Annotated in this window: 12 protein-coding genes; 5 read left to right on the plus strand and 7 right to left on the minus strand. The window is 69.8% G+C overall.

Features of this window, described 5'->3' with window-relative positions:
* The first annotated feature begins 4 nt into the window (after window positions 1–4).
* Both AC5Y4S_RS16105 and AC5Y4S_RS16110 read left to right on the plus strand, forming a co-directional pair.
* Complete coding sequence (locus tag AC5Y4S_RS16105; protein WP_500033699.1) at window positions 5–1,171, plus strand: acyl-CoA dehydrogenase family protein; 1,167 nt, start codon at window positions 5–7, stop codon at window positions 1,169–1,171.
* A 77-nt stretch (window positions 1,172–1,248) separates the two neighbouring features.
* Window positions 1,249–1,665: a CD225/dispanin family protein gene (locus AC5Y4S_RS16110; RefSeq protein ID WP_067007872.1), complete on the plus strand. Its 417-nt coding sequence runs from the start codon at window positions 1,249–1,251 to the stop codon at window positions 1,663–1,665.
* 20 nt (window positions 1,666–1,685) lie between these two features.
* Here AC5Y4S_RS16110 and AC5Y4S_RS16115 read toward each other — a convergent pair whose 3' ends face one another.
* Genes AC5Y4S_RS16115 through AC5Y4S_RS16130 form a run of 4 tightly spaced genes read right to left on the minus strand, consistent with a single transcriptional unit; the run spans window position 1,686 to window position 5,934 of the window.
* Complete coding sequence (locus tag AC5Y4S_RS16115) at window positions 1,686–2,648, minus strand: enoyl-CoA hydratase/isomerase family protein (protein WP_500033700.1); 963 nt, start codon at window positions 2,646–2,648, stop codon at window positions 1,686–1,688.
* Window positions 2,645–4,159, minus strand: coding sequence for a fatty-acid--CoA ligase FadD4 (gene fadD4, locus AC5Y4S_RS16120; protein ID WP_500033701.1), 1,515 nt, complete (start codon window positions 4,157–4,159; stop codon window positions 2,645–2,647). Before fadD4 ends, AC5Y4S_RS16115 begins: the two co-directional genes overlap by 4 nt.
* Before the next feature lie 33 nt (window positions 4,160–4,192).
* Entirely contained in the window at window positions 4,193–5,224 is a 1,032-nt protein-coding gene (locus AC5Y4S_RS16125; protein WP_500033702.1) for an S-adenosylmethionine:tRNA ribosyltransferase-isomerase, read from the minus strand.
* On the minus strand, window positions 5,221–5,934 hold the full coding sequence (locus AC5Y4S_RS16130) for an SDR family NAD(P)-dependent oxidoreductase (protein ID WP_500033703.1): 714 nt from the start codon (window positions 5,932–5,934) through the stop codon (window positions 5,221–5,223). Before AC5Y4S_RS16130 ends, AC5Y4S_RS16125 begins: the two co-directional genes overlap by 4 nt.
* A 61-nt stretch (window positions 5,935–5,995) precedes the next feature.
* Here AC5Y4S_RS16130 and soxR point away from each other — a divergent pair, with 61 nt between their 5' ends.
* Complete coding sequence (gene soxR, locus AC5Y4S_RS16135) at window positions 5,996–6,463, plus strand: redox-sensitive transcriptional activator SoxR (protein ID WP_500033704.1); 468 nt, start codon at window positions 5,996–5,998, stop codon at window positions 6,461–6,463.
* A gap of 243 nt (window positions 6,464–6,706) precedes the next feature.
* On the opposite strand, the gene AC5Y4S_RS16140 is transcribed toward soxR, so the two are convergent.
* The 3 genes from AC5Y4S_RS16140 to AC5Y4S_RS16150 form a co-directional block, all read right to left on the minus strand.
* On the minus strand, window positions 6,707–8,536 hold the full coding sequence (locus tag AC5Y4S_RS16140; RefSeq protein WP_500033705.1) for a phosphoenolpyruvate carboxykinase (GTP): 1,830 nt from the start codon (window positions 8,534–8,536) through the stop codon (window positions 6,707–6,709).
* Window positions 8,537–8,719: 183 nt separating this feature from the next.
* Complete coding sequence (locus tag AC5Y4S_RS16145; protein WP_500033706.1) at window positions 8,720–10,243, minus strand: hypothetical protein; 1,524 nt, start codon at window positions 10,241–10,243, stop codon at window positions 8,720–8,722.
* Window positions 10,240–11,325 (minus strand): hypothetical protein, encoded by a 1,086-nt coding sequence (locus AC5Y4S_RS16150; RefSeq protein ID WP_500033707.1) that lies wholly within the window; start codon window positions 11,323–11,325, stop codon window positions 10,240–10,242. The genes AC5Y4S_RS16145 and AC5Y4S_RS16150 overlap by 4 nt, the downstream gene beginning before the upstream one ends.
* A gap of 161 nt (window positions 11,326–11,486) precedes the next feature.
* Between AC5Y4S_RS16150 and trmB the strand changes: the two genes are divergently transcribed.
* On the plus strand, window positions 11,487–12,305 hold the full coding sequence (trmB, locus tag AC5Y4S_RS16155; RefSeq protein ID WP_500034033.1) for a tRNA (guanosine(46)-N7)-methyltransferase TrmB: 819 nt from the start codon (window positions 11,487–11,489) through the stop codon (window positions 12,303–12,305).
* A gap of 17 nt (window positions 12,306–12,322) precedes the next feature.
* A complete protein-coding gene (locus tag AC5Y4S_RS16160) occupies window positions 12,323–13,033 on the plus strand; it encodes an NYN domain-containing protein (protein ID WP_500033708.1) in 711 nt (236 codons plus the stop codon).
* Window positions 13,034–13,075: the final 42 nt, after the last annotated feature.

A 13,075-nucleotide genomic window follows, 5' to 3' on the forward strand; every position in this document is an offset into this window, starting at 1 on the left:
CAATATGGCACAGGTGAGCAGTGAGCTGAACGAAGAAGAAGAGATGCTGGTCGCCACCGTGCGGGCGTTCATCGACCGGGAGGTCAAACCCGCCGTCCGCGAGGTCGAGCACGCCAACACCTATCCCGAGGCGTGGATCGACCAGATGAAACGGATCGGGATCTACGGGCTGGCCGTCCCCGAGGAATACGGCGGCTCACCGGTGTCGACGCCCTGCTATGTGCGCATCACCGAGGAGCTGGCCCGCGGCTGGATGAGCCTGGCCGGCGCGATGGGCGGGCACACCGTGGTGGCCAAGCTGCTGACGCTGTTCGGCACCGAGGAGCAGAAACGCGCCTACCTGCCGCCGATGGCCACCGGCGAGCTGCGCGCCACCATGGCGCTGACCGAGCCGGGCGGCGGCTCGGACCTGCAGAACATGACGACGACCGCTGTCCAGGACGGCACCGGCACCCTGGTCATCAACGGTTCCAAGACGTGGATTTCGAACGCGCGCCGGTCCGGGCTGATCGCGCTGCTGTGCAAGACCGACCCGAACGCCACGCCGCGCCACAAGGGCATCTCGATCGTGCTCGTCGAGCACGGACCGGGCATGACGGTCTCGCGGGACCTGCCCAAGCTGGGCTACAAGGGCGTCGAGTCGTGTGAATTGTCGTTCGCCGACTTCCGCGCACCGGCGTCGGCGGTGCTGGGCGGCCGGGTCGGCGAGGGCTTCGCGCAAATGATGAAGGGCCTCGAGACGGGCCGCATCCAGGTCGCCGCCCGCGCCCTGGGCGTGGCGACGGCGGCGCTCGAGGATGCGCTGGCCTACGCGCAGCAGCGGGAAAGTTTCGGGCGCCCGATCTGGAAGCATCAGTCGATCGGTAACTACCTGGCCGACATGGCGACCAAGCTCACCGCCGCGCGCCAGCTCACCCGCTACGCCGCCGAACGCTACGACAGCGGCGAACGCGCCGACATGGAGGCGGGGATGGCCAAGCTGTTCGCTTCCGAGACGGCGATGGAGATCGCGCTGAACGCCGTGCGCATCCACGGCGGCTACGGCTACTCCACCGAGTACGACGTCGAACGCTACTTCCGCGACGCGCCGCTGATGATCGTCGGCGAGGGCACCAACGAGATTCAGCGCAACGTGATCGCGGCGCAGCTCGTTGCCCGGGGCGGTATCTGACGCGAACCTCCCTGATTGACGCCCGGGTTTGCTGTATATTTGCCTGACTTCGGCGCCAGCAAAGAGAGGCAGCTGCCATGAGTTATCCCCCAGGGCCTTACGAAGGTTCCCCAGAGTGGCAGGGCCAGCAGCCGCCGGCTTGGCAGGGCCAGCCACCGCCGCCGCCACCGGGATACCCGGCCCCGCAACCGGGTTGGCCGGCCCAGCGCGAGCCGGACAACTACCTCGTCTGGGCCATCCTGGTCACGGTGCTGTGCTGCCTGCCGTTCGGGATCGTCTCGATCGTGTACTCCACCAAGGTCTCCGGGCTGTGGACCCAGGGCCGCTACGCCGAGGCGCAATCCGCCGCCGACAGCGCGAAGAAGTGGGCCATCATCGGCGCGATCGCGGGCGTGGCCGCCTACGTCATCGTCGGCATCCTGTACGCCTTCGTCTTCGCGGTCGCCGTCTCGAACCTCCCATCCACGACCACCACCACGTATTCGGGCTTCTGAGCCCCGCTTTTTAAGACTGGCTACGTGAGGCCTTGGGCCTCAACGTAAGTCGCGTCCACCAGCCCCCACTCCAGTGCGGTGTCGGCGCCGATCGTCCGACCGGACAGCACCAGGTACGCGGTGCGCCAGCGCCCGATCCGCCGGGGGATGCTGACGGTTCCGCCGGCACCCGGGATCAGCCCGAGGCTCAGTTCGGGTAGCCCGAACACCGAATCGTCGCGCGCCTCAACCCATCCGCAGAACGCCGCCATCTCCAGCCCGCTGCCCATCACCCGACCGTGCACCCGGGCGCGGCACGCCCGGCCCAGCCGCGCGGTCAGCGCATCGAGCGCCAGCGCGGGGCTGTGCCGGGTGCGGGCCAGGTGCGCGCTCGCCGGGTCGGCGAAGGTGCCGAATTCCGCGAGGTCCCCGCCGCTGCCGAACGATGGACCGTTGCCGCTCAACACGATCCCGGTCACCGAGGTGTCCAGCAGCGCGACGGCCAGCGCCTCGAGCAGTGCGGCGCGCGCATCGGTGGAAAATGCGTTGTGGCGTTGCGGCCGGTTGAACGTGATCCGCACGGTGTCGCCGTCGCGTTGGGACAGCACCGGTTCGGCGATGTCGGGCATGCTTGCCGGGCCGCGTTCGGCCAGCCATCGCGCGAACTCCGGGCCGGCCTGCAGCGTGGAGTAGGCCAGCGATTCGGTCACCACCCCGGCCAGCGTGGGGCCCGCGGGGTCGACCGCGCGCAGCACGTCGTCGCACACCGCGCTGGCGTGCGGCCACCGTTCACAGCGCTCGGTCAGCTCGGCCAGGGCGTCGGGCACCGAGTCGACGACGACGACCCTGCGATCGTCACACGCTTCTTCGGACAGCGTGAAAGTGGCGCTATCGAGCCATGATTCGGCGGCGTCCGCGATCGGCCCCACGGCGACCCGCACACCGGGCAGCACATCGTCATCGGGCTGCGGCGGCCCGCTCAGATCGACGACGCGCAGGGTCACACCGAGTACTTCTCGATCAGCCCGTTCTTGTAGAGCTTTCCGGTGTCGGTGCGCGGCAGCTGCGCCTCGAACGCGATCGAGCGCGGACATTTGTAGTGCGCCAGGCGGTCCCGCAGCCAGGCGGACAGCTCGTCGGCGAAGTGATCGGTGGCGTCGGCCGGGTCGACGGTCTGCACCGCCGCCATGACGCGCTGGCCCATCTCGTCATCGGGAACGCCAAACACAGCGGCGTCCAACACCTTCGGATGGGTCACCAGAAGATTTTCCGTCTCCTGCGGGTAGATGTTGACCCCGCCGGAGATGATCATGTGGTGGCGCCGGTCCGTGAGGTAGAGGTAGCCCTCCTCGTCGACGTACCCGATGTCGCCGACTGTTGCCCAGCCGTGCGCGTCGCGTGAGGCGGCGGTTTTCGTCGGGTCGTTGAGGTACTCGAACGAAAACCCGCCCTCGAAGTAGATCTCGCCCGGTTGGCCCGGCGGCAGCTCGGTGCCGTCCTCGCCGAGGATGTGGATCTGGCACGCCATGGGCCTGCCCACCGAACCCGGGTGCGCCAACCATTCCTCGGCGCTGATCAGCGTCGACCCGATCGCCTCGGAGGACGCGTAATACTCGTCGATGATGGGCCCCCACCAGTCGATCATCTGCTTTTTGATCTCGACCGGGCACGGGGCCGCGGCGTGCATCACCCGCTGCAGGCTGGACAGGTCGTACGAATCACGAACGGCTGCAGGAAGTTTCAGCATCCGGGTGAACATGGCCGGCACGAATTGGCCGTGGGTGACCCGGTGACGCTGGATGGCGTCCAGCGTGCCCTCGGCGTCGAACTTCTCCAGCACGACCGTGGTGATGCCGCCGGCCTGCGCGCTCATCGACCACACCGACGGCGCGGTGTGGTACAGCGGGGCCGGGCTCAGATAGATCGAGTCGGGGGTCATCCAGAACTCGACCAGCGCCGACATCATGCCGGGCGCCTCGGCGGGCGGCACGTGCGGCAGTTCGCGTTTGATCCCCTTGGGCCGCCCGGTCGTGCCCGACGAGTACTGCAACAGGTCGCCCTCGATCTCGTCGTCGATGGGGGTGTCCGGTTGGTTCGCAACGCATTCGGGGTAGCGCTCCCAGCCCGGCAGGTCTCCGTCGGCGATCATCAGCAGCTCGGGCAGCGCCGGCAGATGGTCGCCCAACTGCACGAGCGTGTCGCGCAGCGCCGCCGAACCGATGATCGCCTTGGCGTTGCTGTTGTCGACGATGTAGGCGGCCTCGGCCGCGGTCAGGTGGGTGTTGATCGGCACGTAATACAAACCGCTGCGGCGCGCCGCCCACATCACCGCGTGGATGTGCTGGTTGTTCTCCATCAGGATCGCGACGGTGTCCCCCTCGCGCAGGCCGGCCTGGCGGAACCGATGCGCCAGCCGGTTCGCGCGGGCTTCCAGTTCATCGAAGGTGACGACCGTCCCGGACGAGTAGAGGATCACGGCGGGCTTGTCGGCGCCGACATGCTGGCGAATCTGCATGCGCCGACTGTACGACGCCCGGTTTGACACGTGTCATGCGGGCAGCAGCAGGGCGCTGTCCCCGAATTCGTGCCACAGATAGCCGCGCGCGACTGCCTCCCGGTAGGCCGCCGCCACCAGGTCCGGGCCCGCGACGGCCTCGAGCAGCAGCAGGTGCGAGGCGCCGGCGTCATGCCACCCGGTGATCAGGCCGTCGACCACCCGGCACGGGCGCTGCGGGCCGAGCACCAGGTCGGTCCAGCCGACGGCCGGGCGAACCACGCCGGCCGGGTCCGCGGCCGACTCCAGCGCGCGGGTCACCGTGGTGCCGACGGCGATCACCCGGTTGCCGGCCGCGCGCGCCGAGTTCACCAGCCGCGCGGTGGGCGCCGGCACCTCGAACAGCTCGGGGGTCGGTGGCTCGCCCGCTTCGGCCGACGACACCCCGGCGTGCAGGGTGATCGGTGCGACCCCGATCCCGGCGGAGACCAGGTCGGTCACCAGTTCGGCGCTGAACGGCCTCGCAGCGCTCGGCATTTCGGCGCTGCCGGCGGACCGCGCGAACACGGTCTGGTAATAACGCAGCGGCCAGTCCCGCGGCACGTACGCATACCGGATCGGCCGTCCGTGCCGCGCGAGGTAGGCCCCCAGGTCGCCCTCGAGGATCACCCGCGCGGTCCACAGCCGGGCGCCCTCGACGCCGGGTTCGGGATACGACGAGCCGATGACAAGCGCCGCCCCGCCGGGCATGTCGACACGTTCGCCGGGCCGAACATCGGTGAGGTGCCCGGCGGCGTCGGTCGCGGGCCGCAGTTCCACCACCCACTCCTTCTCGGCGCGCGCCGTCGAGAAGTGCACGGCGATGTCCCGCCCGCCGCGGCGGCCGTCGACCGCGGCGGGCATCGTGGCGGAGTTGTTCACCACCAGGAGGTCGCCGGGTCGCAGGTGGTCGCCGAGGTCGGCGAAGCGTCCGTGGCTGATCCGCCCCGGGCGGGCGACCAGCAGCCTTACCGCGTCGCGGGCCAGGCCGCGGGCTTCGGGCGGCTCGCTGGCGTCGGAGCCCGGGGGGCGCTGGAAGTGGATCATGACAGCGCACCGGCCAACAGCTCCGCGGCCCGGTAACGGCCCCCCGGCGGCCGGGTCTCCAAGAGGTGCAGCAACGCGGGAACGACGGCCTCCGGTTCGGCGCGATCGGAGATGTCCTCACCGGGAAAGGCGGCCTGGTGCATCTCGGTCCGCATGTCGCCCGGGTCGAAGGCGTACACGCGAACCGCCGCCACCTCGGCCGCCAGGACGGCCGACAGCTGATCCAGCGCGGCCTTCGACGACCCGTATCCGCCCCAGCCGGCATACGGCTCGACGGCAGCGTCGGACGACAGGTTGACGATCACCCCCGCATTGGCGGCAAGCGCCGGCAGCGCCGCCCGGGCGAGCGCCAGCGGGGCGAACACGTTGGTCTCGTACACGTCCCGCAAGTCGCTCTCCGGGTAGTCGGCGAGCGCCGGCTGCGGGCTGGGTCCCAGTCGGCTGGCGTTGTTCACCAGCAGGCCAACGGGACCGGCGTCCAGCGCGGCGGCGATCAGGGCGTCACGGTGCGACGCGTCGGTCACGTCGCCGGGCACTCCGACGAATCGCTCGGAATTCAGTTCTGCTGCAGCGGCTTTGAGTTCGTGGGTGCGGCGGGCATCGGCGACGACGGTCCACCCCCGGCCGAGCAGGGCGGCGGTCAACGCCCTGCCGAAGCCGCGGGAGGCGCCGGTGACGATGGCGACCGGACTGGGTTGCGGTTGAGTCATACCGCCCATACTGATAGTTGAAGTAAACTTTAAGTCAAGTACCCAATCCGAGAAGGCCGCCATGGACAAGCGTGATCTGTTCACCGTCAGCGAGATCGCCCGTCGCAGCGGATTTGCCGCCTCGGCGATCCGCTTCTACGAAAGCCAGGGCCTCATCACGGCGACCCGCACGTCGGGCAATCAGCGCCGCTTCGAACGGCAGATGCTGCGCCGCCTGGCCTTCATCAAGGCCGCGCGCAACGTCGGGCTGAGCCTGGACGAGGTCGCCGACGCGCTGGCCACCCTCCCGGACGGCCGCACCCCCACCCGCGCCGACTGGGCCCGGCTGTCCAAGACCTGGCGCGCCCGCCTCGTCGACCAGATCGCCGGGCTGATCGCGCTGCGCGACAACCTCGACTCCTGCATCGGCTGCGGCTGCCTGTCACTCAAGCGCTGCGCCATCTCCAACCCGGGCGACCTGGCGGCCGGCGCCGGAGCGGGCGCGGTCTACCTGCCGAAGTCGCTGCGCCGGCAGGCGATCAGCAGCTGAGGGGTGAAGTGCACTCAGGCTTTCGGTGTGAACTGATGGCTTTCGGTGTGACTGTAGGGCGGGAATCGACGCGGAGTTCCGCCCAGGATTCACGCCCAAAGCCAAGGATTCACACCCAAAGCCAAGGGACTACCAGTTCAGGCTGCGAGCACCTTGACATGAGTCTTTCGTCCGGCTTACAGCGGCAAACCGCTTGGCGCGCCCGGGCGGCCATACGGTGACAGCCGATTAACGCCCCAGGGACTAGCCGGACTCGGCGAGCCGCTGCTTGAGCGCCTCGAACTCGTCCTTGACGCCGGTCGGCAGCTTGTCGCCGACGAACTCGAACCACTCCTCGATCAGCGGCAGCTCCTGGCGCCACTCGTCGGCCTTGACCGCCAGCGCCTGGGCGACCTCGTCGCTGTCGGCGTCGAGGCCGTCCAGGTCCAGGTCCGCCGCGGTCGGCACGACACCGATCGGGGTGTCCTGGCCGCCGGCCCGGTGCTCGATGCGGTCGACGATCCACTTCAGCACGCGGCTGTTCTCGCCGAAGCCCGGCCACAGGAACTGGCCCTCGTCACCCCGGCGGAACCAGTTGACGAAGAACACCTTCGGCAGCTTGGACTCGTCGGAGTTCTTGCCCAGGTCCAGCCAGTGCTGGAAGTAGTCGCCGACGTGGTAGCCCAGGAACGGCAGCATGGCCATCGGGTCGCGGCGCACGGTGCCGACCTTGCCCTCGGCGGCCGCGGTCTGCTCGCTGCCCATGGTCGCGCCCATGAACACGCCGTGCTGCCAGTCGCGGGCCTCCGTCACCAGCGGCACCGTGGTCTTGCGGCGGGCGCCGAACAGGATGCCCGAGATCGGCACGCCCTGCGGGTCGTCCCACTCGGGCGCCAGGATCGGGCACTGCGACATCGGCGTGCAGTACCGCGAATTCGGGTGCGCGGCTTTGGTTTCCGTGTCGCGGATGTACCAGTCGTTGCCCTTCCAGTCGATCAGGTGGTCCGGCTCGCCCTCCAGGCCTTCCCACCAGACCTCGTCGTCGTCGGTCAGCGCGACGTTGGTGAACACGGTGTTGCCCGCGGCGATGGTGCGCATCGCGTTGGGGTTGGACTTCCAGTTGGTGCCCGGCGCGACGCCGAAGAAGCCGAACTCGGGGTTGACGGCGTACAGCCGGCCGTCCTTGCCGAACCGCATCCAGGCGATGTCGTCGCCGAGCGTCTCGGCGCGCCAGCCCGGGATGGTCGGCTGCAGCATGGCCAGGTTGGTCTTGCCGCACGCCGACGGGAACGCCGCGGCGAAGTAGTAGGCCTTGTTCTCCGGGGAGATCAGCTTGAGGATCAGCATGTGCTCGGCGAGCCAGCCCTCGTCGTGCGCCATCGCCGACGCGATGCGCAGCGAGTAGCACTTCTTGCCCAGCAGGGCGTTGCCGCCGTAGCCGGAGCCGTAGCTCATGATCTCGCGGGTCTCGGGGAAGTGGGTGATGTACTTGGTCTCGTTGCACGGCCACGGCACGTCCTTTTGGCCGGGCTCGAGCGGAGCCCCGACCGAGTGCAGCGCCTTGACGAAGAAGCCGTCGTCGCCCATCTTCTCCAGGGCCGCCTTGCCCATCCGGGTCATCACCTTCATCGAGACGACGACGTATTCGGAGTCGGTGATCTCCACGCCGAGCTTGGGGTCGTCGGCGCCGAGCGGGCCCATGCAGAACGGCACCACATACATGGTGCGGCCGCGCATGCAGCCGCGGTACAGGTCCTTGAGGGTGGACCGCATCTCGGCGGGGTCCATCCAGTTGTTGGTCGGGCCGGCGTCGATCTCCCGCTCGGAGCAGATGAAGGTCCGGGACTCGACGCGCGCGACGTCGGACGGGTCGGACAGCGCCAGGAAGGAGTTGGGGTACGACTTGGGGTTCAGCCGCTTGAAGGTGCCGGCCGCGACGAGCTGGTCGGTGAGCCGCTGCCACTCCTCGTCGGAACCGTCAGCGAAGACCACCCGGTCGGGCTGGGTGAGCTCGGCGACCTCCTCCACCCAGGACAGCAGCCCCTGGTGCTTGGTGGGCGCGGTGTCCAAACCGGGAATGGTCGCTGAAGTCATCGAAGTCTCCTGGATTCTTCTGCCTGCTTACTCGGCTCGTGTTTGAGTTGCCTTGCTATGCCCTCGCCCACACAACTGTTTACATGGTGGCGTTAGCTACAGGTTATCGTGAGCCACTTGTCGGAGAGGTCTCGGGCGGGTATAAGCCTTCTCACAACAACGATTCAGAAACAGGGCCAAACGTCATCCGTCGTCGCCATCGTCGCTCCTTGAAGCCGTTTCATCTGTGTCGCTCTCGGGTTGGGGTATACCCGGTTGTCCGAGTTCTGCACGCACGGCGTCCAGCGCGGCCTGGATGGTGGGCATCTCCCGGTCGCGCACCGCGGCCGCCCGCGCCGCCGCGATGGCGTGCTCGCGCAGTTCGCTGTCGATGGCGCTGACCTGGTCGGCCACCTGCGCGTTCTCCGCCTCGTCGCGGGACACCAGCGCGGTGCTCAGCAGCGACTCGGCGACCAGTACCCGGGTCGCCACCAGCTCCTCCACCGTCGACTGCAGCGACGACGTGACATCGCCCGCCCAGCGGTCCAGCAGCGCCCGGTCGCGCAGCAGGCCGCGGATGTGGATGACCACGAAGGTGACCGCCACCCCGATGGCAACGCATGCCACCGCGCCCACGGCGGCCAGCGCGGGGCTGAGCCGGGAGGCCAGCCCGCCGACCAGCCGGCTGAGCGTCAGCGCCACCCCCAGCCCGAAGCCGGCGCCCAGCAGCATCATCAGCCAGGTTTCGTGCCGCCGGGATTTCAGGGGCGCGGGCGGGACCTCGACCGTCGGCAGCGTCTCCTCTCCTTTTTGAAAGCCGGGCAGCGCCTCCGGCACCCCCAACACCCGCGCGACCTCGGCGAGGTGGGTGCTGATTCCCTCGCTCACCTCGGCCACCACCTCGTCGACGCGGCCGCGCGCGTACTCAGCGAAGCCGGCCATCTTCCGCCTCGACAGACCGGCGGCGTCCTCTTGCAGCTCCGTGCGCACCGACGAACAGCGGTTGCGCGCGAAGTAGGACAACTGGACGCGAGCCTGCTGAATCTGGCCGCGCAGCGTGATGGTGCGCTCGGTTTTCGCCTGGCGGCGCTGCCGCAGGGCCCCGCTGCGCTCCTCGCGCAACGCGTCGACCCGCGCCCGCCGCCCGGCGCCCTCGGCGTCGCGGTCGATGCGCTCGGCGACCGCCTGCAGCCGGGATTCCCAGGCCCGCAACCTGTTTCGCCGGGGAATGTCGGAATCGGCGAGTTGCTCGTCGACGGTCCGCACCAGGTCGTCGACGCTCGGGTCGCCCAGGTCGGGCAGGGCGGCCGCGCCGATCCAGGGCACCCGGGCGTACCGCGGCGCGTGCGCGACCAGGGTGTCGCGGTTGGCGGCGAGGACGTCGCGCCAGTTGCGGTGCACGTCGGTCTTGGACACCACGCCGACGACCACGTCGGTGTGCTCGGCGGCGGCATCCAGCAGCGCGCAGTCGGATCCGGTCAACTGCGCCGCCGCGGAGACGACGAACACCAGGGCGATCGGCGCATCGCCGGGCCCCAGGTCCGCCGACTCGACGAACTTGTGCTGCGGCAGCCGTTCGCGCAGCGCCGAAACCACGGCGGTGACTCCGGCCAGCCACGGCCCGGTCACCAACACCACGTCGCGGCGGTTGATCCCGGGCGAATCCAGCCGGGGCCCGATCGCCGCCACCAGCGCGTCCACCTCGGCGGCCTGGTCGTCGCCGCTCACCGTGGCTCCCCGGGCAGCGGCCCGCAGGCCTGCGACCACAGCCGCAGCGATCCGCGGGCGATGTCCGCGCCGCAGGCGCGCTGCAGATCACTCACCGGTCCCAGCCTGCCAAGGCTGTAGCGCTGCCAGCGCACCGCCCGGGGCAGTGGGGCCGCGGACGCGTCAAAACCATCGGAGCCGGGGTCGAGCCCGGCGGCCTCGGCAAGGTCAACCGCGGCCGCCATCCGGGCGACCACCGTGTCGTCGTGCGCCAAAAAGTTGCTGATCGCCTCGGCGTCGCGACCGGCGGTGACGGCCAGGGCCTCCAATTCCGCGACGGCCCGCAGCACCCGCTGGTAGCGCACCTGCGCGCCGATCACCGCGACCTTGTCCAGGACGGCGTCGACGCCGCTCAGCCGGCGCAGCAGGGCCCGAGCCTGTCCCGGCGTCCTGCCCCGGCGGGCCGCGGCGATGCCCAGGGCCGTGCCGAACAGGTCCAGGGCGTCGAGCAGCCGCAACCGGACGGCGGTCGGCACCGGATTTTCCGCCGCCAGGAACCCGGCGAACGAGCCGTCGAGGCAGCCCGCGCCGGCGGGATCGGCGGCGAGGACCCGCAACGCCGCCCACAACTCGTCGTCCAGGCCGTCGAGCGCGGCGACGGCGAACAGCCCGATCATCGGTTCGATCGGGTGCCCGAGCAGGGCGGCGAGGCGGGCGCAGCGTTGGCGCGCGGCCGCGATCGGCCCGTCGCCGCCCCGCCCGGAAAGCGAGCCGGCGAGGTCGGCCTTGTTCAGTACGGCCAGCACGGGGCGCCCGGCGGCGGCGACGGCCTCGGCGTCCTCGGGCTTGATCACCTCGGCCGTGACGTAGACCACCACGTCGGCCCCGGCCGACGTCCCCGCCGTCGCGGCGATCCCGGCTTCGGCTCCGGCGAGGTCCAGGGCGCGCGCCACGGTGCGGCAACCCACGCCGCGTCGACCGCGCACGGCCACGCGCAGCGGCGCGCCGGCCCGTTCGGTGATCGCGGTCACGCGCGGGTCGGCGCGGCCGGCGGCAAAGCGCGCCAGCTCGTCGACGAAAAGTCTGTGCCCGTGTCCCGTCATGTGTCCTAGCCGTTCGATCCCGAAGGGCGTCCGTTTGCCGAACGGCCAGCCGGGTCTCACCGAATGGTGGCATCTGCGTCAGCGAGATGCGAGCCACCGCTAGCAGCAGAAGGCAACTGTTGGGTATCAATCTGGACCACGGGCGGCTACATCGGGGGTTCATGGGCCACCATGGACAAATGCATGCGCAACCCGGGGTCGGGACGTGTCCCGACGCGCCGGCGGCAGTGGAGGCTGGCCCGGAAACTAATGATGTGACTGGAGAACCGCCTGTTCCCGAGCATCGCCGCCTCCCCGCCACGAGTTTCCGGTCGCGCCGTTCCGCGCTTTCGGACGCCCAGCGCCACACCTGGGAGCGGCTGTGGCCGAAACTGGGCATCTCGGTCGGGTCCGCTCCCGCTGGGGTTCCCCAGCCGCCCGAGCCGCTGGACATCCGCGCCTGGTTCGGCCGCGAAGCGCCGGTGGTGCTCGAAATCGGCTGCGGCAGCGGCATATCCACGCTCGCGATGGCCCAGGATGAGCCCGGCGTCGACGTGATCGCGGTGGAGATCTACCGCCGGGGCCTGGCGCAGCTGCTGTCCGCGATCGACCGCGAGCAGGTCGGCAACATCCGGTTGATCCGCGGGAACGCGATCGACGTGCTGGACCGCCTGATCGCCCCGGGTTCGCTGACCGGCGTCCGCGTCTTCTTTCCCGATCCCTGGCCCAAGGCCCGGCACCACAAACGCCGGTTCCTGCAACCGAGCACGATTGGCCTGATCGCCGACCGGTTACTCCCTGGTGGTGTTCTGCACGCCGCGACGGACCACCCCGGCTACGCCGAGCAGATCGCCGAGGCCGGCGATGGCGAACCCCGGCTTCGTCGCGCCGACCCGGGGAGCCGGCTGCCGATCTCGGTCGTGCGCCCCACCACCAAGTACGAGTCCAAGGCCCAAGAAGCGGGCAGCGCGGTGAACGAATTCATCTGGTTTAGGCGATGAGTAGGCAGGCGATGGAAATGAGCCTGACAGAAGAGGCGACGGCATCGGAAGCGCTGGAAGCACCGGCGGTTCTGTCGGCCGAGGGCCTGAACAGCTTCCAACCGCCGGCCGGGCGGGTGCTGCTGGTCTGGGACGCTCCCAACCTTGACATGGGCCTGGGCTCGATATTGGGGCGGCGCCCGACGGCGCTGGAGCGCCCCCGATTCGACGCCCTGGGTCGCTGGCTGTTGGCGCGCACCGCGGAGGTCAGCGCGGGCCGCCCCGGCGTCGTCATCGAACCCGAGGCCACGGTGTTCACCAACATCGCGCCCGGCAGCGCCGACGTCGTCCGCCCCTGGGTCGATGCGTTGCGTAACGTGGGGTTCGCGGTGTTCGCCAAGCCGAAAATCGACGAGGACAGCGACGTCGACCACGACATGCTGGCGCACATCGCGCGGCGGCAATCCGAGGGGCTTGCGGCGCTGGTGGTGGCCTCCGCCGACGGCCAGGCCTTCCGCCAACCGCTGGAAGAAGTCGCGCGCACCGGGGTCCCCGTCCAAGTGATCGGATTTCGCGAACACGCGAGTTGGGCGCTAGCGTCGGATACCTTGGACTTCGTCGACCTGGAAGACATCGCCGGTGTGTTCCGGGAGCCGTTGCCGCGGATCGGTCTGGATTCGCTGCCTGACCATGGAGCATGGCTGCAGCCGTTCCGGCCGCTGTCCGCCCTTTTGACCACGCGTGTGTGAGACTGGGAACTCAATCCGCGGGTCGCTACTGATCCAGTAAGG

This window comes from Mycobacterium sp. NGS64 (assembly GCF_059812245.1).

Coding starts and splice junctions, on each gene's coding strand:
- AC5Y4S_RS16110 (WP_067007872.1), top strand. CDS start 1,249: ATGAGTTATCCCCCAGGGCCTTACGAAGGTTCCCCAGAGTGGCAGGGC.
- soxR (WP_500033704.1), top strand. CDS start 5,996: ATGGACAAGCGTGATCTGTTCACCGTCAGCGAGATCGCCCGTCGCAGC.
- AC5Y4S_RS16160 (WP_500033708.1), top strand. CDS start 12,323: ATGAGCCTGACAGAAGAGGCGACGGCATCGGAAGCGCTGGAAGCACCG.
- AC5Y4S_RS16140 (WP_500033705.1), bottom strand. CDS start 8,536: ATGACTTCAGCGACCATTCCCGGTTTGGACACCGCGCCCACCAAGCAC.
- trmB (WP_500034033.1), top strand. CDS start 11,487: ATGGGCCACCATGGACAAATGCATGCGCAACCCGGGGTCGGGACGTGT.
- AC5Y4S_RS16150 (WP_500033707.1), bottom strand. CDS start 11,325: ATGACGGGACACGGGCACAGACTTTTCGTCGACGAGCTGGCGCGCTTT.
- AC5Y4S_RS16105 (WP_500033699.1), top strand. CDS start 5: ATGGCACAGGTGAGCAGTGAGCTGAACGAAGAAGAAGAGATGCTGGTC.
- fadD4 (WP_500033701.1), bottom strand. CDS start 4,159: ATGCAGATTCGCCAGCATGTCGGCGCCGACAAGCCCGCCGTGATCCTC.
- AC5Y4S_RS16130 (WP_500033703.1), bottom strand. CDS start 5,934: ATGACTCAACCGCAACCCAGTCCGGTCGCCATCGTCACCGGCGCCTCC.
- AC5Y4S_RS16125 (WP_500033702.1), bottom strand. CDS start 5,224: ATGATCCACTTCCAGCGCCCCCCGGGCTCCGACGCCAGCGAGCCGCCC.